Genomic DNA, 22,610 nt, shown 5'->3' with positions numbered 1-22,610 from the left:
GTGGATTTCCGTGTAGTCTGTGAGATATGGTTTTTATAATTTATAGCTACTGGTGTCTTTGCGGATATACATAAAAACAAATACGGTTATCCGTAGTTTCACCCGTAGATTTATTTCTCTCAGCCTGCCCACCGAAGGAGGGGATTCCGCAGGTTTTCAGATGGCTCACAAAAAAGTCCCGATCAATGGCAGGGTATACAACATCTGCTTCAGGGGAGACAAGACTTTATTAAGTTTTGAAAAAGAACGGTACATCATGGTCCTTACGGTTTTGGCATTGGCCAAATCCATTACCGCGGCGATTTGCTCATAACTGAGCCCCTCAAAAAACCTAAGATTCAGCATTTCCCGCTGGCGTAGAGGAAGCTGGTTCACAGCCTTCATCAACAGTGTTTTGTGTCGCTCGCTAAGCTGCTCCTGAACAGGCCTATAGTCGTTTGCCATACTGATCAAAAAACCCTCCAGCGCGTCTTCCTCTGCACTTATTACCTTCCTGTTCTTTTCTAAGCTTTTCATTAAAGTCCGACGAAAAACAGAATAAAGGTAAAATTTCACCGACTTGGCCACCGATAATTTTTCACGGGCATCCACCAAATAGATAAACACGTCCTGAATCGCATCATAGATGAATTCATCAGAAGAGGTAAACTGTCTTCCATATTGAAAAAGCTTCTTGGAATAGAGCCGGTAAATTTCCGCCAGAGCAGCATCACTTCCCCCCAAATACTCCAGCCATAACCTGGCCTCGCTCTCATTCTTTTCATCAAGGGAGCGGATGCCTTGCGGGGATTGGGGGTCAACTTGCCAAAGCTCTTGACTTTTCATTACCTTCTTATATAGACAGCATTAATTATCAAACACTTTCAAATATAAAAACAATAAATCTTAATCAAAATTTAACAATTATATTTATATAGGTTTCGAAAGATTTAGTTATAAAACAAAACCTCTGGATTCGATCCCCTCAATCAACTCAGCTGACCAAAGCCGGTATATTGCCAATAAAAAAAGCTGTCCCGAAACAACCGGAACAGCTTTTCACTTCGTTTTGCTTTATGCTTAAAATCCAAATATCTCAGCCAAATGGGTATGACCGGTATCCCCATGGGTGCTGGTAATCGTCACCCTAAAATACCGGGCATTTTGCGGACTCTTCAAGAACACATGGTTATTGGCATTATCATCCGGCAAATTTCCGGGAAACAACTCTACCTGCTGCCAATTTTCCCCGTCCTCACTAAGCTCAATGAATATTTCATTGACGTTTCCACTGCTTCGGTTTTGTCTTTGGACAAAAGAAAAGCCACTCAGCAACCTGCTTTCTGCCATGTCAACTGCAATGACATGAGGCAGGCCCGGTGAGGCCCCATACCATTGGGTGTGCCAAAAGGTTCCGATATCACCATCCAAGGCATGCTTGGCATTTCCGTTGTTTTCGCCTTCTCCAACCACTTCTTCTGAAGACACATCCAGAATACTCCATTCCGACCTGTCAAAGGCCTCGTAAATTGGCGGGTTCGCTTCCAGCAGAAAATAGGTAGTCTTTAACGACTCATTGATCGGCAAGTCACTTTCTACGGATGTGATGGTAATGGGAAGCAAATAGTGGGTTTCAAAATCAAAGCCCTTGCCGGGATTTATCCACACCTTTAAGGATTCCGACTGCATCTTTCCCGATAAAATAGAGGCCTGGGTCCCTGAAAGCTCATAGCTTCCTTCCGGCACCATGGCATAGGCAGTTCCATTTTGCTGATTAAAGTCCGCCACCAGTTCCGGTGCTACCTCAAACTGAACTCCCATCTCCATGTCCAACAGCTCCGGAGAGCCATAGGCTGCACCAAAAACCAATGCCTGTGCACTATCTTTCAGCACCAATGTATGTTGTGAGGGTTTATTGATGGCTTGTGGCATATAAAGCTGGGCATGAGGGCTCAGCCCCTCTGTATCCTCTTCGCAGGAAACCAGTGAAACCATCGCCAATATCACCAGCCCCAAATTGAATATCGTATTCTTTTTCATCTTGTTTCAATAAAGTTCAAACACCTAAATCAGAAAGTCCATTAATATCCAGGAAACTGGACCAGTACTTTATTCCTGTCTATTTCGCTTTGAGGCACGGGATAGAAATAAAACTTATCCTTCCAATCCGCCCGGGTATACGCCACCACTCGCTGATGGAAGGCAGGGTCTGACATATGACTTCCCGCTTCTATATTCATGCCGTGAAAGGCTCCTCCCTGATGATCCTCATCGGTGTCCGGTATTTTCCACCTTCTCACATCCCAATATCGGTGTCCCTCAAACATCAGCTCAATCTGTCTTTCTAACCGGATTTCCCTGCGCATGGTTGCCTGATCCAAACTCCCTTCATAATCCGGCAAACCACCTCTGTTTCTGATCTTATTCAGGTATACCAAAATATCGGGATGCCCTGGAGAGTATTCATTCAGCGCTTCTATATAATTCAGGTAAATTTCACCCAAGCGGATCATCATGGCTGGCCTGGCAAAACTGGTCCCGTTTCTAAAATCAGAGTTCGGGTGGATGTTCTTCCTTGCCGTATAACCTGTAATCGGCCAATCCCGCGGGGCTCCTTTTTTTCCGCTGTTTCCGGTAAAGAAAAACTCCACATAATCTGAATTGGGCACCGACACTACAGGCACGGTGGCCCCATTGAACGTTACGTTCACATAAAACCGGGGCTCCCTGCCCACATACATATTAAAAGTACCCGAAGCATAATATTCGCTGGATTGGCTCGTATAACCTGCTTCAGTATAGCCGCTGGTGGGATCGCCAATATCCTTCCCATTGGCCATCCGAAAGTCATCCACCATCTCTTGGGTTACAGCTATGCCGTTCCAACCTTGCCCGTTGGCGTTTCTGGGCGAACAGTGCCTTTCCCATGAACCATAGACGTTATTGGAAGCCCTTAACCAAATCCCTTCAGCATCCCAACCGTCATACATCAGTTCCTTACTGGAAAGATATCCTTTCACAAACGGATCAGCATGCTCCACTTCATATAATTCCCACATGCCAAAATCAATCACTTCCTTGGCCGCATCTGCCGCCCTTTTCCATCTATTCTCATCGTAGGTCTGATTGAAAAGCACTGTCCCATCCAGATTCTTAAAATTGGCCATTCCCTTATTCCCATTATAAAGCGGGCTGGCATGGTACAATAAGACCTGGGACTGCACCGCCTTGATAATCGGCTTGGTGATCCGGCCTGTTTGTACCACATCTATTTGAGAAGGATTGTTGGGGTTCAGGTGCTTCTCCGGTACCATCCCATAGGCCAGCTCCATCTCCGAAAGCACATATTCCACACATTCATCCCATGTACTTCGGGGAATCTGGAAATTGGCATCTGTGGGCAAGGTGCTTTCCCCCATCAATACAATCGGGCCGTATTGCCTCATCAGGAGCCAGTAAAAATAAGCCCTTAGAAACCGGGCCTCCCCCTTGTATTGCTGCACCAACTGTGCTCCACCGGGCTGCTCAAGCAATTCCTTGTTCATGTCCACATTTTCAAGGAAAATCCCAGCCTGACGAATGGTCTGATAATAACTGCTCCAATAATTGGGAGAGGCATTTCCCGGAGTAATCGCCCCTGAATTGATGGCCGGTTGATTCCAAGCATAATTCAGCTCATCCGTCATACCTGACCACGGAATCGTATAAGGCTGATCCCACATGTTTGGGATAGGATTATAAATTCTTGCCAGCCACTCTTCGGTCATGTTTTTATTGGTAAAAACATCGTCCAAGGTGGTGATATTATCGGGAACCGTGTTCAAAAAATCCTGGTTACAACTGCTTATCCAGCATCCCTGAAGCAATAACACCCATGCAATTAGTTTATATTTTTGTTCTTTTATCCTTATCATTTTTCTCTAGATTTTATTGAAAACTAGCCCTTAGCCCAATGTTCACAGCAGTAGTATTCGGATACGCTGTCCCCCTGCCGTCTCCCAGTTCGGGATCCCAAATTTTCCAGGGGGAAAAGGTCAACAGGTTCGTTCCGTTCACATAAACCCTTAGGTTTTTCATGCCATATTTTTCCAATGACTGCATACTAAAATTGTAGGCCACCTCAGCATTTTTCAGCCTGACATAGTCCGACCGGTAAAGCCACCAAGTGCTGCCATAATAATTCGTTGTGATATCCTGTCTTGTAGACATCCGCGGATAAAACGCGTTGGGGTTGGGGTTTTCAGGAGTCCATCGGTCCAGTGCCTGGCTGTACAAGTTGCCATTGGTAGGCCCTTGGAAAAACGGATTGGTACCGTAACCTCCCGAATACATAAAGTCCGACATGGCTGCACCTTGGAAGAAAACCACAAATTCAAATTTCTTAATCCCCACACCTAAATTAAGACCGTACAAAACCTGCGGAATGGAACCGTAGCCAATGGCCTTCTGGTCGTAGCTATTGATGATCCCATCACCATTAAGGTCTTGGTACTTGATGTCTCCCGGACGAACATCGCCCGCTTGCTCTGGAGAGTTTAAAATATCTTCCTCATCCTCAAACAGGCCTAAAGCCACATAACCAAACCGCTGGTCGATACGGTGACCGACCCTGTCCTGCCAAGGGTATTGCCAAGGGGGCAGACCGTCATACACATTTTTGTTTTGGTTGTAGTTAAAAGTGCCTCTGAAGGACACAAAATCAAAAAGTGAACTCTTGGAAAAGTACTTATTATAATTCAGCGTGATGTCAATCCCCTTGTTCTCTGTAATACCGATATTTCCATAGGGAATATTGGCTGTAGTGAAACCAGAAGCATAAGGTATATCATATTGTCGGAGCAAAATCCCGGAACGACGCTCCTTAAACAGCTCGACAATCAGTGACAAATCATCATTAAATGAACTGACTTCAATACCAAGGTTATGGCGCTTTCCTGTTTCCCAAGTCACATCCGAACCTACCTGGCCTTCCTGAAGACCTCCCCAGCCTCTGGTATTCCCAGGAACACCAAAGGTATAGCCTCCGGCGCCGTCAATTCTTGTTTGAAAAAGGAACCTGGAACCAGTATTACTATTCCCCGTCAGACCATAGGTATACCTAAATTTCAGGTGGCTGATCACCTCCTTTACAGGCTGAAAAAAGGCTTCATTCGACACTAACCATCCCGTCCCAAAAGAAGGGAAAAAACCGTACCTTTTCTTGGGGGAAAAGTTTTCCGAGCCGGAATAACCAAAGTTAGCCTCTAAAAAGTAGCGCTGGTCAAAACCATAGGTAGTCCTGCCGGAAACCCCTCTATGCCTAAAGGGAATGGAGGCTATCAAATCTCCTGCATCACCGTTGACATAATCGGATTGGTAGTACAAAAGCAATCCGGAAACCTCATGTTTGTCAAAGGAGCGATTATAATTAATGGCAGTTTCGGTATAGAACTTTCTATTTCCCCCTCTGGAATTCTGGAAACCAAGCACATCGGAACCCGGATCCACCACATTAGTAATCAACTCCCCGTTTTCATCCCTTCCTGTAGCAAAGTAGGTTTGAACATTTCTGGTTCTGTTGAGATTGTTCCAGCTGTAGGCATCAAAGGAAAACATGGATGTCGCACTAAGTCCTTTGGTGATAAAATCAAGATCCTGCCTCACCCGGATATTGGAACGTACCGTATTTCTGTACTCCGTGGCGTATCCGGACTGCGTCAGGTTTCTATAGGGGCTGGGATGACTACCACCCGGGATTTTTGGCCATTGTCCGTTGGAGTATTGGGGAGGGATCACGTGTGAGGGAACCTGTGTTGCCAAATCAAAAAGTGCTCCCGTCCCTATCCCTGGATAGTTGCCGTTGATAATAAACCCGTTGATCCCCAACTCCAGCTGCGTGGACTTAGTCACCTTGACATCCACATTGGTCAGGAAGTTAAAGCGGTCTACTTTCAGGCTGGAATTGTACGACTGGACCTCGTCGTTTTTCAACATGCCCGTTTCCGAAAAATAACCTGCAGAAACATAATACTTTGCAAAATCGGAACCTCCACGCACATTGACATTGGCACTCCTGTTATAGCCATATTTGTTAAACAACACATCGAACCAATCCACATCCGGATATAAATCAGGATCTTCTCCGCTGATGTGTTTTTGGATTTGCTCTTCGGAATATAATGGCGACCTTCCTCTCAGCTCCAAGCCCTCATTATAAAGGTTCATGAAATCAGCAGCCCGCAAAAACTCGGGCAGTTGGGTAAATTGTGTCACGGCGTGGTTGATCTCCACATTGATCTGGGGCTTCCCCGCCTGTCCTGTTTTGGTATTGATGAGGATTACCCCATTGGCTCCCCTTGCACCATAGACCGCAGTAGCAGAGGCATCTTTTAACACCGTAAAGCTTTCAATATCCTCGGGATTGATATCATTGATACTCCTGTCCGGCACGCCATCCACAATCAACAGGGGGCTTCTTGGACTTGAGCCAAATGTAGAGATCCCCCTGATAAAAATGTCCGCTCCGTCATAGCCCGGCTCCCCACTTCTTTGTACCGAAATAATACCGGCCAGTCTTCCTCCCAAAGAATTGGTGAGACTTCTTACCGGCAACTTCAGTTCTTGGGCCTTCACAGTAGATTGGGACCCCACCAAACTCACTTTTTTCTGTTCTCCAAAGCCGACTACCACCACTTCCTCCAGGGCTTCCGCATCTTCCTGTAGGACAATCTCATATTTGCTGGAAGCACCGATTTCCACTTCCAGTGATTTATACCCCACAAAGGACACCAGGATCTTTGGGCTTGCCGTGATCAGCTTCAATGAAAATTCTCCGTCTACATTGGTGGCCACCCCATTGGTGGTTCCTATTTCTGTAATATTGGCTCCCGGAATGGTTACCCCTTCACTGTCCTTGACCACCCCAAAAATGGTCCTTTCTTCTACTTTCTCTTTGGTGACCTTTTCCGGCTCCTTTTTGGACCTTACCACATTCACGGTATTATTGATTCTCTTGAAATCCAAAGAGGCCTGGTTGGCGATATATCCCAACACCTCTTTTAACTTTTCGTTTTTAAAAGCCCTGGTAAGGCGGACATCCTGGTCCAAATCTCTATTGTCATAAGAAAACTTGATGCTTGTAGATCGTTCGATCAATCCAAAAGCAGCTTCCAAACCATGGTTATCAAATACCACATCCAGCAAAATTGTCTCTCCTTGCCAAGTCGTCATCTTGTCCGACTTCCCTGCATATAAGTCCCCCACCTTCCCTGTACACAACAGCACCAATAGCATAATACCATGGAGGCCATTGGGCTTAAGTAATAGTTTTTTCATACTTTTGTTTGGTTTTAATAATTAAGAAGTGTTAAAACAATTTCATCAATACCTGCGCATCCCCATGACAGGTATTGACATTCAGGGGTAATTTCTTTACCCCTACTTTTTTTTTAAGAAGTGTTCGTAGGCTTCATTTTAGGTTTATTTTGTAGTTCTAATAGATAATCACTTGCTCGCCTTTTATTTCAAATTCAAATCCCTTGACAAAACCTATGCTCTCAAGGACATTCTCGAGGCTCTCATTGTCAAAACTCCCCGTATAATTCCAATCCTGGTGTAGGATTTTCCTGTCCTTCACCTTGATTTCTACCCCATACCAATTTTCCAGTTCCTTCCACACCTCATTGCTGTTTACCTGCCTGAAGGCCAAAACCCCTCGCTTCCATGCCAGCACATCAGCTATATCAAACTTTCCTTTGACAAAACTGATTTGATCTTTCACCTCCACTGCGACTTGTTCGCCCGGTATCAAAAGGGTGGATTCTTCCATCCCGTTCTGGCTGACCATGTTCACCCCGACTTTACCCGTCACCAGGGAAATGCTCACTTTTTCCTCTTTTTGTTTAATATTGAAGGAGGTCCCCAAAGCCGTGGTTACAGTACCATTAGACTTTACCCTAAAAGGCCTGATGTCTTTGGCTACATCAAAAAAGGCTTCCCCTGTGAGGGTGACATACCTGGCAGTATCATTGAAAACCTCCTCGAAATGGATCTTGCTATCAGCGTTGAGCGTCACGATGGTCCCATCACTCAAGCGGGTGGTCAGTTTTTGTCCTTTCTTTGTTGCTTTGGTCACATAGGCAACGCTTAGCTTTTCGGGCTCAACATCCGGAGACTGCCTCCAGACCAGCAAACCTAAAAAAACGATGATACCCGCCATTGCTGCTGCCATCCATTTCCATGAATTGCTCCTTTCTGGCTGATAGGGAATATTCCGCTGATGAAGGGCGACGACATTGGCCTCCTTTGACTTTTTCCCCGAATCCCCTATACGCTCATGTATTTGCTGCTGAAGCTTGGCAATTCTATCTTCATTGGTTTTTGGTTCAGAAAATTTTAACTGGCGGATGATTTTCCCCGCTTCCTCAGCAATGGGAACCAGGTCAGGGTGCTGCTCAAAAATCTCCTGCCAGGCTACCTGGCCTTTACGACCTTTTACCCAATCAATAAAAGATTCATCTGCTAAAAAGTCTTCTACTCGGTAGTTATGATATGGTTTGTTTGTCTTCTTCAAGGTAATTTTCAACTGATCTTTACCCATAAATCCCCCAACTCCTGAAATTACTCCCTGATTTCTGAAATAAATTTTAAGGTTCAACCCCGCCGGGGTTGCCGGCGGGGTTTTATCCCAACGGCCACGGGTTTACACCCGTGGTTATTGTTATTGAAGCCCTTCCGGGCTACCTTCCTCCTGCATCCATAAAAGCAGTCCTGTCGAAAGAAAATGATCAAGTTTTCAAGGAATTGGCTTGCTTTCGAAAAACGAAATACCCCTCAGATTTACTTGCTTACTACCTAATTCTCAAAACCTATGGTAGTGGCAAAGAGGTTACTCTTTCCCTGCCCACCAAAAATAATCTTTTGACATTTGGGACTAATGGCATCCTCGCGGCTATTCGTAAAGCCTTTAGAAGTATTCCTATCAAAAAAAGCTGCACCTATCTGAGGTATTTACGGGGCACTCCATAAGCCATTAAACCACTATTAATCAACACCCTATATTAGCTAAATATTCAGCATTAAAAATCACCTATGTACTTCTTTCCTTAAAACGATCATGGCTTTGGACATGGCATTATAGACCGCTTTTTTATCCAATTCCATAATTTGGCCAATTTCATCGAAACTCATTTCATTATAGTACTTGAGGTAGACAATCTCCTTTTGCCTGGAGCTGAGTTTTTCAAAACCTTGGCCTAGGTTTTTCAACTGTTGTGTTCGGGACTCTTCCTGAATCATGGCAGTTTCCAACGAGGCACTGAATCCTAATGATGACTCGGGAAAAAATCTCCCCATCAATGAATTTCTTTTCGCCTTCTTGATTCCCTTCAGCAACTCCTTACGGAATGCCGCCATAAGATAATACCGGATATTGTCCGTTGGTTTCAACTGCTCTCTTTTTTGCCAAATCCTGCAAAAAAGCTCTTGGACACTATCGTCTATGATGTCTGCATCTTGGGTAAAACGTTGTCCATATCGGATTAAACCGTCTACGTGTTCGGTGTAAATTTGATCAAAGGCTCCTTGATCGCCCGACTTCATCTCCTGCCACAATTGGAGATCATCCTTTTCATCGTATAAAAACTTTAAAAAAGTCATAAAGGGTTAATGGGGTTTATTGCTGATTGTTCTCCTCTGCGCCAAAAAACCGAAATCCCCACCTTAAAACAAGCCATTTCAAAGCATGACACCTCTGATAATTTTAGCAAAGATTCGGAATTTAAAGAGATTCCAACAAAAACACAAAAGCTAACACAATAAAACAAAAACAAAAGCGTAACAAAACAATCAATTTCACATCAAAAAAAAGCCACTACCACAGATTCTTTCACCTGAAGCCAACTAAAGCGAATAACAGAAAATCCGCTAACCTCTGCGCCTACCTGAATAATTCACCTTTATAGAAATGACCAATGCCAAGAGTGCTAAGGTTAAAGTCGAAAAATCCACCCACTTATCTGGAAAGCTTAGTCCGGTGATTCTCTCCAGCAAATAAGAGATATAGGAATGGGGCAGATTCTCTGCGCCCCTTTTTTGAAGGATATCCCAATGCCAGTCGGTCAGTGGACAATACCCCCAACCGTACCAGAACCCCAAAACTATCCAAGAAGCAAAAGTCAATGAAATACTCAGCAAATGCCACTTTCTCAACACGGGCCAGTACCAGCCAAACAGGTTAAAAAGGATCAATCCTGAATGGAAGACAAGAAAGAAATAATCGGCCAAAGCAAGCAAAAAAGCATCTTCTGTTGTCATAATTGAAATTAACGTTTTTTTGTGCTATCAATCAATACTTCCAAGAAGCAAAAAAGGCCGGAGTACTTTACCCCGACCTCTTTTTAATCCTAAGAAAAACTAGCGCTATTTCAATGCAATGTACTGCATGAATTCATTTTTGGTTTTCTCATCCTTGTCAAACTTACCGCTATAGAAGGAGGTCACCGTTTTGCTATTGATGTCCTTTACCCCTCGGGAAGACACACACATATGGTGCGCATCAATCACCACGGCAACATCCTCTGTTCCCAATATTTCCTTCAGCTCATTACCTATCTGCATGGTAAGGCGCTCCTGGACCTGGGGTCTTTTGGCGAAATATTGGACGATTCTGTTGATTTTGGACAGTCCGATCACATGTCCGTTGGAAATATAGGCTACATGGGCCTTGCCATAAATGGGCACAAAATGATGCTCACAGTGAGAAAAGAAGGTAATATCCTTTTCCACCAGCATCTCACTGTATTGGTACTTGTTTTCAAAAAGTTTTACTTCGGGTTTATTTTTAGGATCCAAACCGCTGAAAACTTCTTGGACAAACATCTTTGCCACCCTTCTAGGCGTCCCACTCAGGCTGTCATCTGTCAGGTCAAGGCCTAAAACGTGCATGATCTCCTTAAAATGTTTTTCTATAAGCTCCATTTTAAGCTCATCGTCCATTTCAAAAGCATCGTCACGCAAAGGTGTCTCATGGGAGGTCCCTATGTGTTCGTCCCCAATTTCGTCTATGGATCTATCTATCTTAATTCCCGTCGTATTCAACATAATTTCTTTCTGTTTCATATAATCGAACCGTTAGATCGTATTTTTCTTCAATTTCCTTCCTTAAAATACCCCAAATAACCACAGCAATGTTTTCTGCAGTTGGGTTAAGTTGTTTGAATTCATCGGTATCCAGGTTTAAATTTTTATGATCAAACTTTTTAAGTATTTTCTCTTTAATGATATCGCTCAGGGCTTTCATGTCATAGACATACCCCGTCTCTGGATTGATCTCCCCCACCAGCTTCACTTCTAGCTCGTAGTTGTGTCCATGGAAATGGGGGTTATTGCATTTGCCAAAAACTTCCTGATTGCGTTCATGACTCCATGCGGGGTTATGTAGTTGGTGCGCAGCATTGAAATGCTCCTTACGGTAAACCGATACTCTCATGTTATACTTTAACCATTTATAATCGTAGGAAAGAAATCGGCAACTAAGCCATTTCTCTTTCAGAACAATTATTTGACCTATATTGTTTAACTGTCTTCAATACCAACTTCATGATTTCTTTTGATTCCACACCAATCAGCTGATTTTAAGAGGACAAAATTAACCAAATATTATTTCATTGCCAGCCATTCTTTCCTTTTAACCCTTCCAAAGCTAAACATTAGGAAGATTTCATTGAATTATTTTAGGTTTTAAACAAATCAACTCCGCATTTCAGTTCAAATTATAGATAATTAGTTTACTTTTGTTCGTTATAATCATCCGTAAACTACTTTATTTAAAGCAGTTACACTCACCCAAACACCGTCAAAAGTTGTGCCTATAAAAACACCTTTCAGAATTTCACTGATGCTGTTATTACTATGTAGTACGGCCCTTTTCTCCTTTTTTCCTAAAAATGGAGAAAAGTCCTCCACACCAAGCGAGGCAGCATCCCTCTACCAAAAGCTATCAGAACATCTTGCCCTTTTACCAGCATCACCGCAAGAGGAAGCCCTCCAAATGGCTGTCAACGGCTATGTCAAACTGGTAAATGGAGGAAGCATCAAACCCAATAAACCGCTGACAATAATAGATTTCACCTTGCCCTCCACCCAAAAAAGGCTTTGGACCATCGATACTCAAAACGGAGATGTCTTACACCATACCTGGGTAGCCCATGGCAGAAACAGCGGCAACCTATTGGCAAAAAAATTCTCCAATACCCCTTCGAGTTATATGAGCAGCTTGGGCTTCTATGTCACCGCCGAAACTTACCACGGAAAACACGGCTACAGCCTAAGACTTGACGGTGTCGAAAAAGGGTTCAATGATAATGCCCGAAACCGGGCCATTGTCATGCATGGGGCCCAATACGCCAACCCCTCTTTTATAAAAAACGCCGGCCGATTGGGCAGAAGTTTAGGTTGCCCGGCCCTCCCTATGGCCGAACACAAAGACATCATTAAAACAATTAAAGAACAGTCCTGTCTGTTTATTTATGCTGACGACGCAACCTACAAACAAAAGAGCCCGCTTATCAACAGCAAACCGTCACCTCTGTGAAGCAAACATCGCTGATGCAATTTCCTCATCTCTGCCATAAATATCCTTTCTGATTTCAGGCTTTCCCATTGTATTTGTCCAAAAGGTCAAATATAAGACCACTACGGGTATTCTTTTTTTGAGCATTACCGTGATTTCCTTTCCTCCGTTCATGGCTTCCTGAATTTTTTGTTTATCCCAACCCTCATAGCCAGCCAAAATTTTTTCAGCCAGCTCGGCGGATTTCTTCACCCTGATACAACCATGGCTGAAAGCCCTGATATCTTTTGAAAAAAGTGACTTGACAGGAGTATCGTGCATGTAGACATTGTACTTATTCGGAAACATAAACTTCACCAATCCCAGGGAATTGTGCGGACCGGGAGTTTGTCTGATGATATAAGGAAAGTTTTTGGAAATCCCCTTCCCCCAGTCTATAGTACTGGGATCCACCTCGGAACCGGCATAGGTCAGAACCTTGAGGTGTTCTTCCTGAAGATAATTGATGTCCTTTTTTATCTCGGGGATCATTTCTCTTTTAACCATGGAGAATGGAACGGTCCAATGAGGACTGAAAACAATATAGGACATCTCCCCATTAAAAACCGGGGTGGAGAGATATCGTTTTCCTACGATAACAGGTGAGGAAAATATCGTATCCAATCCATTGTTCTGCACGTAGTCCACTTGGAAATTCGCACTATTTACAATGACGAACTGATCCTGTAGCACAGTATCCGGCAGCCACCTCAGACGCTCCAGGTTTACCGCTACCTTCTTTATAAGGTCTTTTGGCGATGCATTGAACGCCCGCAAAGTCTCCGGCCCGATCACTCCGTCCGGGTTGAGGCCGTTTCGCTGCTGGAATTTCAGAATCCCCCCAAGCATTATGGAATCATATTTCCCCGGCTGTACAACTTCGTACTTCTGAAGATCTCCCCAATACATCAGCCTATCCCTAAGTTCAGGCACCTGTTTTCCTTTATCCCCGGGCTTGAGCAGGATACCATAGGGGATTTTGCTCCATTTCTTGCTGGATTGCTCATCCAATTCATGATATGCCCTCAAACTTTCCCTCATTCTGGCATAGACTTGATAATTAGGCCAAAACTGCCTGAGACTCTCCCCGACCTTATCCTGAGCTAAAGCAGATTCCAAAGCGCCTTCAAAATCAAAATCACCTTTCTTTTGGGGTATCCTCCAGCCTGATTTCAATGCGGACTGTGACACCTTTCCATAATAGAGATCCGTTGCAAGCTTGAAATAAGCGTCGGAAAACACCACATCTATGTAGGCCACCTCTAGGGGACTTTTTCTTTCTAAAGCACCTTGAAAGCCCTTTATGATTGATTTTATTTCAGACAGGTGGTAATCTTCAGGAATGAACCCGTCAAATTTGGACTCCTCAATCTGCTTCTCCAGTTCCATCATCGCTGAACTTAAACCATCATCTTGAGTCCAGGCAGCCTCAAATCCTCTCTTACTGTAAAACTCCAACAATAGATGATATTCGCTTAGATGGACATTACCAAGAGAAGCCATCTCCTCTCCTTCAGCGGTCTCTAATATGTTCCTGATCTCTGAAGAAAAACCTGACGCCGTCGGGGCAGTCTGGCCATAGACGTTCATCGAAAGCCAAAACCAACAGATATACAAAGCTCCTACTTTCATAAAGATGGCGTTTAAACGGGGACAATAAATGATTCAGTTTATATTGAATGTTCCAGTCTTATAATAAAAATAACCCTCTAAATTAACATAAGCACCATGAAGCTTTAACTAAAAAAAGTAAAAGCCGGCTTCAGGAGCCGGCTTTCTAAAATTTATTGCACTTCAAATCCAACGTACTTTTGGCCCATCTCCCAGGCCTCCTTGAGCATCTCTAAAAAGGCCGGCATTTTTTCCAATGGGATCATATTGGGCCCGTCACTCAAGGCCTTGGAAGGATCCGGGTGGGTTTCTATAAAGAATCCATCCACGCCTGCTGCCGCTGCCGCCCTCGCCAAAAAAGGCGCAAATTCACGCTGGCCTCCGCTGGAACCTCCCTGTCCTCCCGGCTGCTGTACAGAATGGGTAATATCAAACACCACCGGAGCAAATTGACGCATGGTAGGGAGCGCCCTCATGTCCACCACCAAGTTATGGTACCCCATGGTAAAGCCCCTCTCCGTAAGGCATACATTCTCATTCCCTGTTGACTTTACCTTGTTGACCGCATACTGCATGTCTTCAGGAGCCATAAACTGTCCTCGCTTGATCTTAATGGCTTTTCCTGTCTCCCCTGCCGCCAAAAGCAAGTCTGTCTGTCGGCACAAAAATGCAGGGATCTGCAGTACATCCACTACTTCAGCCACCTCTTTTGCCTGGTAACTCTCGTGGATATCGGTCACCAAAGGCACCCCCAACTCTTTTCCTACCTTTTGTAATACTGCCAGGGACTGGTCCATACCGATACTTCTAAAGGAACCCGACGAAGTCCTATTGGCCTTATCAAATGAGGCCTTGAACACATAAGAAAAGCCCAGTTTTTCTGCTTCAGCCTTTACAGTACTGCCTATTTCCATGCAGATATCAAAACTCTCCACGGCGCAGGGCCCGGCAAAAAGGACGGGCTTCCCCTCCCCCAAGACTATATTGTCCGTGATTTTCATCGCTTGCTTAAATACTTGCATTGCTTATTTTTCTTTCAATTGCTTAATAATATCATCCAAAAATCCCTTGGCACTTAAAATCAAATCCCCCACTTCCCTGAAGACCCCTTTGCCTCCTGGCAAAGAAGACACCATGTCCACTTCTTCTTTCACATAGGGCAGTGCATCCAAAGGCGCTACAGACAGCCCCACTTTGGTCAAAATCGGTAAATCAATCAAATCATCACCGATATAGGCGCACTCTGACAGACTAAGGTCAAAATCTTCCAGCACCTCATCCAGTTTTTCTCCTTTATCCTGAATGCCATGGTAGTGAAAGTCAAAACCCAGCTCCTTGCAGCGGCTGCGTACCACAGGGGAGTTACGACCGGTGATGGCACCGATCTTCACGCCATGTTTCTGCAGGACTTTTACGATCAGCCCATCTTTCACGTTGAATTTTTTCAATTCGAGATAATGATCGTCATAGATCACCCCGCCGTCAGTAAGCACCCCGTCCACATCAGTGATCAGCAGCTTTATCTTGGCCGCTTTTTCATATATTTTTTTATCAATCCCTTTCAGGTAATTTTCCATTTGATGAATAGTTATTGAGTTAAACCCGAAATAGGCATTGGCCTATCTGTACACAGTACTTGATACTTTGTACTTTGTACTTGATACTTTGTACTTGATACTCCCCTACGGCCTATTTCTTCTTCCACTGGATCGAATAAAGGTCCAGCCTTCTTTGCTCCAGGTTTCTCACACTTCCTGCTTTGCGCAGCTTAGTCAACAAATCCAAATCCACATCGGCAACAATCGTGGTCTCTGTATTCAGTGATGCTTCTGCAATGACGGCATCATGAGGAAATGAGAAATCACACGGGGAATAAATCGCAGCCTGGGAATGCTGTATATCCATATTTTCCACCCTGGGAAGGTTGCCTACCGATCCCGTGATGGCCACGTAACATTCATTTTCTACCGCCCTGGCCTTTGCGCAAGTGCTGACACGAAGGTAGGCATTTTTGGTATCTGTCCAGAATGGAACAAACAAAATGTCCATCTCCTGCTCTGCCAAAATCCTGCCCAGCTCGGGAAATTCCACATCATAGCATATCAATATCCCAATCCTTCCGGCGTCCGTATCAAACACACGTATACCGTTTCCGCCCTGAAGTCCCCAATAGGATTGTTCATCAGGGGTAATGTGCAGCTTGTATTGCTTGTCCAAGGTCCCGTCCCTTCTGCAGAGATAACTCACGTTCCTCAGCTTTTTACCATCGTACTCAGGCATACTTCCCGCGATGATATTGACATTATAAGACAAGGCCAGGTCCCTCATCCGAACCAATACCTCTTCGGTATAGTCGGCAAGGTTCCGAATGGCCTCAGAAGCATCCATATCGTTAAAGTCCGCTAAGAGAGGGGCATTAAAGAATTCCGGCAACAAACAGAAATCCGATTTGTAGCCTGATACTGTGTCCACAAAAAACTCTACCTGCTGCATCAGGTCATCTACATCCTTGAATCGCCTCATTTTCCACTGGACCAAACCCAGCCTTACAATGGTCTTTTTATTGCCGATCAGTTTTTCTTCCTTGTCGAAGTAGATATTGTTCCATTCCAACAAGGTGGCATAGGCCCTGGAATCCTTATCCTCTGGAAGGTACTTGGTAATGACCTTTCTTACATGAAATTCATTGGCCAGCTGGAAGGACAGCACCGGATCGTACATCTCCTTGTTTTTGACCAGCTCTATGTACTTTCTAGGTGTGATCTTATCCGCATAATTGCGGTATCCAGGAATTCTTCCTCCGGCAATGATCGACCTAAGGTTCAGGTTTTCACACAATTCCTTCCGCGCATCATAGAGTCTTCTGCCCAATCTCAGCCCCCTGTATTCTTTATCCACAAAAACATCCGTCCCATATAAAGTATCCCCATTTTCCGGATCGTGGGTATCAAACCTCCCATATCCTGTGATTTCATCGTAGGTATGATTGTCCCCAAATTTGGAATACTCCACTACCAAACTCAGGGCTACGGCAACTACCTTCCCATTATCTTCAATACATATTTGTCCCTCAGGAAAAGCTTTCAGCTGGTTTTTGAATTCCTGACGGGTATAGGTCATGGCTTTCTCCTGATAAATGGACATCATTATGTCCCTGATATCATTATAATCTGAAAGGTGAATATTACGGAGTTTAAGGCGGTGTTCTAACTCATCTTTCTGTTTGCTCATACTATTAAATAAAACTAGATCTTCAGAAGTACAAATAGGTTATACAAAACGTGGTTATTGATTATACCTATTATTTTAATGATACAACCAACAACTGGTTTCGCAATATAAATATTATTAATTTGTGTGTCGCAAATTAAAGTTTGACAGACATTTATTACGGAGTATATGGAAGAACTTCTACAGGACGTTAAAGAGGACGGTATTGCTGCATTTTTAGAAAGGCTTAACAATTTCTTGGAATACACCATAGTGACCTTGGGCGAATCCAAGCTGACCGTAGGGGTGATCATCGCCTTGATATTCTCCGTCTTTATATTGGTAGTGGTGACCGAATGGATCAGGAAATTCATCGTCAACAAACTTTTGACCAGGTACCATATGGATATGGGTACCAGACAATCTGTCGGCACGATCATCCGCTACATTTTACTGATCGGCGGCTTTATCATGATCATCCAAAATGTCGGCATTGACCTTAGTGCCCTTGGCATTCTGGCCGGTGCGTTGGGTGTCGGAATTGGTTTTGGTCTGCAAAACATCACCAACAACTTTATCAGCGGACTGATCATTTTGTTTGAGCGCCCCATTAAGGTCGGCGACCGTATCGAAGTCGGGGACGTCAACGGAGACGTAATTAAAATTTCCTCCCGGTCCACCATGATCCTGACCAACGACAATATCTCTATTATCGTCCCCAACAGTCAGTTTATAGACAGCCCTGTGATCAACTGGTCTCATAATGACCGCAATATCCGCTTCAATTTCCCTGTGGGGGTTTCCTATAAGGAAGACCCCCAAAAAGTAAAGGCCGTCTTGATGGAAGTGGCTACAAATAATGATGGCGTATCAAAAACGCCTTCCCCCGACGTACTTTTTTTAGAATACGGAGACAGCAGCATTAATTTTATACTCAGGGTATGGACCTCTGACTACATCAACAAACCTCAAGTCTTGAAAAGCCAGCTGTATTACGAAATATTCAGAAGATTTAACGAAGAAGGTATTGAGATCCCATTCCCTCAAAGAGACTTGCACCTCAAATCGGGATTTGACACTACACAAAACTAAGCGCATTCACGGATTCCCCAACCTAACCCATTGAGCCTCTAGCAAAAGAGTAAAATTAAAAATATGGATTTATCGGTATAATTGTGTATATATACATCAAAATTGTATTTGAATACCACATCGTTATAAACCAATCCATATTAATGAAACGGTTCTTGATCCTATTTTTCGCTTTACTGGTGTTTGGGCAATCCCATTCCCAGAGTTTATATAGGTTCAGGTATGAAAAACCCTGGTCGGTCGGGGCCAGTGGAGGACTTACCCAATACTTTGGAGAGCTGTATTCCTTATGGAAATACGAGGAAGGTGTACAGCCCGAATACAATTTCTCTGTTAATGTGCGAAGGACGATAGGCACCAAAACCCGCCTCCGCCTGGAATCTTCCTTTATCCAAATGTCAGGCCAGGATCCTCCTGCAGACCCCAGGTCCCATAGAAGCCCAAGGAATCTCCATTTTAGAGCCCGGAATATAGAGGCAGCCCTACTCGCTGAATATCATTGGAAGCCGGTCAAAATAGATAATATCACCCGTCATTTCCTGAACTGGTATGCCTTTGCGGGAGTGGGAGCAAGTACAAATACGCCCAAAGCCCGACTTGACGGAGAATGGGTCAGCCTTAGGCCTTTGGCTCTGGAAGAAAAGTCTTACCCTGGCATCGTCATGGTCTTCCCCATGGGATTGGGCATGAAATATAAACTCAATGTAAACACCGATTTATTTATTGAGGGAAATTACCGGTTCACCCTGACGGACTATCTGGATGACATCAGTAGCTTTAACCTCAAAGATTCCTACCTCAGCCTTTTGGAAAGTTACGGTGATTATGGTGAAGGTCCCATGCCAGAAAGGCTTCGCCTGGCCGTAAGGAACCCCGACTGGTTGTATGAAAATGGCCAGCCGGACGTGGAAAAAATCAGAAACGGAGTATATTTTGATAGAAACGGGGATTTGCAGCACAAAATCCGAAGAGGAAGCGGTCTCGACCATCGTTTTGATGGCTATTTCACACTGAATTTTGGTGTGGAAATTTATATTACTGACAAATTATGGGACATTTGGAAACGTAAAAGTCCTGCATTCCATCGCCCTAGAAGGTTCTGGTAAAGGGAGATTAGACGCTAGACTTTAGACATTAGATTTAAAGTCGTATTTGTATTTAGTATTGAGTATTGAGCACACTTCGTACTTCAAACTTCCCTCTTCAAACTTCAAACCTCGTCCTTCAAACTTCCTCCTTCCCTCTTATCCCCCATGCACCATGATATACTGAGGATTTTCAAAGGCATATCCCATTTATTTTTTTAATTTTGCAACCGATCCTATTCTAAGTAACAATTTTGCTAAAAATGGCTGACTATAATTTTCAAGAAATAGAAAAAAAATGGCAGAAAAAATGGGAGACTTCCCAGCTTTTCAATGCAAAAATTGACCCCAAAAAACCAAAATTCTACAGTTTGGACATGTTCCCTTACCCTTCCGGTGCGGGGCTACATGTTGGGCATCCTCTTGGCTACATAGCTTCTGATATCGTCGCACGGTTCAAAAGGCTAAAAGGCTATAATGTCCTCCACCCAATGGGATACGACTCTTTCGGCCTACCTGCAGAGCAATATGCCATCCAAACGGGACAGCACCCAGCCATTACCACGGAAGAAAATATCAAAAGGTATACCGAGCAGCTGAAAAACATCGGCTTTGCCTTTGACTGGGACAAAGAGGTCAGGACTTCAGATCCAGCCTACTATAAGTGGACCCAATGGATTTTCATGCAGCTGTTCAACAGCTATTATGATAAAACCGCCGACAAGGCCAAAGATATCCAAGAGCTGATCAGCACTTTCGAAAAAGAAGGCAACGCCAAGGTGAACGTGGTCTGTGATGATGAGGTGGCAGTCTTTTCCGCGGATGAATGGAACGGGTTTTCCGAGAAACAACAGCAACAAATACTTTTGCAATACCGGCTGACCTACTTGGCAGAAACTACGGTCAACTGGTGTCCGGCATTGGGCACCGTGCTTTCCAATGATGAAGTGAAGGACGGCTTCTCCGAAAGAGGAGGGCATCCTGTGGAGAGAAAGAAAATGATGCAGTGGAGCATGCGGATCACTGCCTACGCAGAGCGCTTGCTGAACGATCTGGAAAAAGTGGACTGGCATGAACCTATCAAGGAAATGCAGCGTAACTGGATCGGTCGTTCCACGGGAGCAGAAATGGTCTTTCAGGTTAAAGGAAGAGATAACAAAATAAAGGTTTTCACTACCCGTATCGACACTATCTACGGAGTGACCTATTTGGCCCTGGCACCTGAAAGTGACCTGGCGGCTGAACTCATCACCGATGATCAGCGGGAAGCAGCGGAAGCTTATATCCAAGTAGCCAAAAACCGATCCGAAAGGGACCGAATGAGTGATGTCAAAACCATCTCCGGTGCTTTTACCGGCAGCTATGCCATCAACCCTTTTAATGGAGAGGAAATCCCGGTTTGGATAGCAGACTATGTGTTGGCAGGCTATGGCACAGGAGCCGTGATGGCCGTACCGGCACACGACGAGCGTGATTACCGTTTTGCCAAACACTTCGGCCTGGAAATCCGCCAGGTATTGGAGGGAAGTGTAGACGATATTCCTTTTGACGGCTGGGGAGCCATTGCCATGAATTCCGAGCTGATCAATGGACTTCCCATGAAAGAAGCCATGGACAAAGCGATTTCCTTCCTGGAAAAAGAAAAGATAGGCAAAGGAAAAATCCAATACAGAATGCGCGATGCCATCTTTACCCGGCAGCGTTACTGGGGTGAACCTCTTCCGGTATACTTTAAGGACGACATTCCTTATCTGATTGATGAAAAAGACCTTCCTTTGGTATTGCCAGAGGTGGACAAATACCTTCCTACGGAGGACGGTGCGCCTCCACTGGGCAGGGCCAAGGACTGGACCTATAAAACCTCCGATGGAGAATACCCGCTGGAAATGAGCACCATGCCTGGATGGGCTGGTTCCTCATGGTATTTCCTTCGCTATATGGACGCTAATAACACCGATGAATTTGTCAGCAAAGAAGCCCAGGAATATTGGGAAGCGGTGGATCTCTATATCGGGGGAGCGGAACATGCCACCGGACACTTGCTATACAGCCGGTTCTGGACCAAATTCCTCTATGACCGTGGACACATTAACATCCTGGAACCGTTCAAGAAGATGATCAACCAGGGGATGATCCAAGGCCGGTCAAACTTTGTCTACAGGGTAAAGGGCAGCAATCAATTTGTCAGCCATGGCCTTGTAAAGGATTTTGACACTGTCCCTATGCACGTGGATGTCAATATCGTCTATAATGATCAACTTGATCTGGAAAAATTCAAAGCTTGGAGGCCTGATCTGGCAGATGCTGAATTTATCCTGGAAGATGGCAAATACATCTGTGGGGCTGAAGTGGAAAAAATGTCCAAGTCCAAATACAATGTGGTCAACCCGGATGATATCATCGAACGGTATGGCGCCGACACCTTGCGGCTTTATGAGATGTTCCTAGGGCCTTTGGAGCAGTTCAAACCTTGGAACACCAATGGCATCGACGGGGTTTCCAAATTCCTGAAGAAGCTCTGGAGATTGTTCCAGGACAAAAACGGCAACTTTGCGGTTTCGGATGAAAAAGCAAGCAAGGAGGAGCTGAAGGCCCTTCATAAAACCATTAAAAAGGTAGAAGAGGACATGGCCAATTATTCTTTCAATACCTCTGTTTCCGGTTTTATGATCTGTGTCAACGAGTTATCCGGATTGAAGTGCAATAAACGAGAGATTCTGGAACCTTTGGCCATCATAGTATCGCCTTTCGCCCCGCATATTGCCGAGGAATTATGGGCTTTGTTGGGTCATGAAACCTCTGTTCTGAATGCGGAATTCCCCAAATACAATGAGGAATACCTCACAGAAAACGCCCATGAATACCCCATTTCCATCAACGGAAAGATGAGGGTAAAACTGCCCCTTTCCCTTAGCCTGAGCAAGGATGAAATTGAAAAAGCAGCATTGGGAGATCCAGGAGTAGCCAAATGGCTGGACGGTAAATCGCCGAAAAAAGTCATCGTGGTCCCTGGCAAGATTGTAAATATTGTGGTTTAAAAACTG

At 44.5% G+C, this 22,610-nt stretch carries 17 protein-coding genes; 4 read left to right on the top strand and 13 right to left on the bottom strand.

Going from position 1 to position 22,610, the window contains the following annotated elements:
* Positions 1-165 precede the first annotated feature (165 nt).
* The 9 genes from ACYVAA_RS12460 to ACYVAA_RS12420 form a co-directional block, all read right to left on the bottom strand.
* Positions 166-825: an RNA polymerase sigma factor gene (locus tag ACYVAA_RS12460; protein WP_460542120.1), complete on the bottom strand. Its 660-nt coding sequence runs from the start codon at positions 823-825 to the stop codon at positions 166-168.
* A 234-nt stretch (positions 826-1,059) separates the two neighbouring features.
* A complete protein-coding gene (locus ACYVAA_RS12455) occupies positions 1,060-2,019 on the bottom strand; it encodes a discoidin domain-containing protein (protein WP_460542118.1) in 960 nt (319 codons plus the stop codon).
* A gap of 41 nt (positions 2,020-2,060) precedes the next feature.
* On the bottom strand, positions 2,061-3,893 hold the full coding sequence (locus ACYVAA_RS12450) for a RagB/SusD family nutrient uptake outer membrane protein (RefSeq protein WP_460542116.1): 1,833 nt from the start codon (positions 3,891-3,893) through the stop codon (positions 2,061-2,063).
* A gap of 13 nt (positions 3,894-3,906) precedes the next feature.
* Positions 3,907-7,293 (bottom strand): SusC/RagA family TonB-linked outer membrane protein, encoded by a 3,387-nt coding sequence (locus ACYVAA_RS12445; RefSeq protein ID WP_460542114.1) that lies wholly within the window; start codon positions 7,291-7,293, stop codon positions 3,907-3,909.
* A 157-nt stretch (positions 7,294-7,450) separates the two neighbouring features.
* Positions 7,451-8,614, bottom strand: coding sequence for a FecR family protein (locus ACYVAA_RS12440; RefSeq protein ID WP_460542112.1), 1,164 nt, complete (start codon positions 8,612-8,614; stop codon positions 7,451-7,453).
* Positions 8,615-9,042: 428 nt separating this feature from the next.
* Positions 9,043-9,615 carry an RNA polymerase sigma factor gene (locus ACYVAA_RS12435; protein ID WP_460542110.1) on the bottom strand — a complete coding sequence of 191 codons (573 nt, stop codon included), beginning with the start codon at positions 9,613-9,615 and terminating at the stop codon, positions 9,043-9,045.
* 267 nt (positions 9,616-9,882) lie between these two features.
* The gene (locus tag ACYVAA_RS12430; RefSeq protein WP_460542108.1) at positions 9,883-10,272 is read right to left on the bottom strand and encodes a DUF2784 domain-containing protein; all 390 of its coding nucleotides are present in this window, start codon (positions 10,270-10,272) and stop codon (positions 9,883-9,885) included.
* 105 nt (positions 10,273-10,377) lie between these two features.
* On the bottom strand, positions 10,378-11,076 hold the full coding sequence (gene folE / locus ACYVAA_RS12425) for a GTP cyclohydrolase I FolE (RefSeq protein ID WP_460542106.1): 699 nt from the start codon (positions 11,074-11,076) through the stop codon (positions 10,378-10,380).
* A complete protein-coding gene (locus ACYVAA_RS12420; protein ID WP_460542104.1) occupies positions 11,036-11,446 on the bottom strand; it encodes a 6-pyruvoyl trahydropterin synthase family protein in 411 nt (136 codons plus the stop codon). Before ACYVAA_RS12420 ends, folE begins: the two co-directional genes overlap by 41 nt.
* Positions 11,447-11,854: 408 nt before the next feature.
* Between ACYVAA_RS12420 and ACYVAA_RS12415 the strand changes: the two genes are divergently transcribed.
* On the top strand, positions 11,855-12,550 hold the full coding sequence (locus ACYVAA_RS12415) for a murein L,D-transpeptidase catalytic domain family protein (RefSeq protein ID WP_460542102.1): 696 nt from the start codon (positions 11,855-11,857) through the stop codon (positions 12,548-12,550).
* Here the strand turns inward: ACYVAA_RS12415 and ACYVAA_RS12410 are convergent.
* From ACYVAA_RS12410 to ACYVAA_RS12395, 4 genes are all read right to left on the bottom strand, one after another.
* On the bottom strand, positions 12,539-14,200 hold the full coding sequence (locus ACYVAA_RS12410; RefSeq protein ID WP_460542100.1) for a L,D-transpeptidase family protein: 1,662 nt from the start codon (positions 14,198-14,200) through the stop codon (positions 12,539-12,541). The genes ACYVAA_RS12415 and ACYVAA_RS12410 overlap by 12 nt on opposite strands.
* A gap of 152 nt (positions 14,201-14,352) precedes the next feature.
* Positions 14,353-15,201, bottom strand: coding sequence for a 3-deoxy-8-phosphooctulonate synthase (gene kdsA, locus ACYVAA_RS12405; protein WP_460542098.1), 849 nt, complete (start codon positions 15,199-15,201; stop codon positions 14,353-14,355).
* 3 nt (positions 15,202-15,204) lie between these two features.
* Positions 15,205-15,756: a KdsC family phosphatase gene (locus ACYVAA_RS12400; protein ID WP_460542096.1), complete on the bottom strand. Its 552-nt coding sequence runs from the start codon at positions 15,754-15,756 to the stop codon at positions 15,205-15,207.
* 112 nt (positions 15,757-15,868) lie between these two features.
* Positions 15,869-17,410, bottom strand: coding sequence for a GNAT family N-acetyltransferase (locus tag ACYVAA_RS12395; protein ID WP_460542094.1), 1,542 nt, complete (start codon positions 17,408-17,410; stop codon positions 15,869-15,871).
* A 168-nt stretch (positions 17,411-17,578) separates the two neighbouring features.
* On the opposite strand from ACYVAA_RS12395, the gene ACYVAA_RS12390 reads away from it, so the two are divergent.
* The 3 genes from ACYVAA_RS12390 (at position 17,579) to leuS (ending at position 22,604) form a co-directional block, all read left to right on the top strand.
* Positions 17,579-18,481, top strand: a complete 903-nt coding sequence (locus tag ACYVAA_RS12390) for a mechanosensitive ion channel family protein (protein ID WP_460542092.1) — start codon at positions 17,579-17,581, stop codon at positions 18,479-18,481.
* Positions 18,482-18,624: 143 nt separating this feature from the next.
* Positions 18,625-19,587, top strand: a complete 963-nt coding sequence (locus ACYVAA_RS12385; protein ID WP_460542090.1) for a hypothetical protein — start codon at positions 18,625-18,627, stop codon at positions 19,585-19,587.
* A 242-nt stretch (positions 19,588-19,829) separates the two neighbouring features.
* Positions 19,830-22,604, top strand: a complete 2,775-nt coding sequence (leuS, locus tag ACYVAA_RS12380; RefSeq protein WP_460542088.1) for a leucine--tRNA ligase — start codon at positions 19,830-19,832, stop codon at positions 22,602-22,604.
* The last annotated feature ends 6 nt before the right edge of the window (positions 22,605-22,610 follow it).

The sequence above is a fragment of the Echinicola sediminis genome (assembly GCF_054777495.1).
This window is presented reverse-complemented; position numbering and strand designations above follow the sequence as displayed.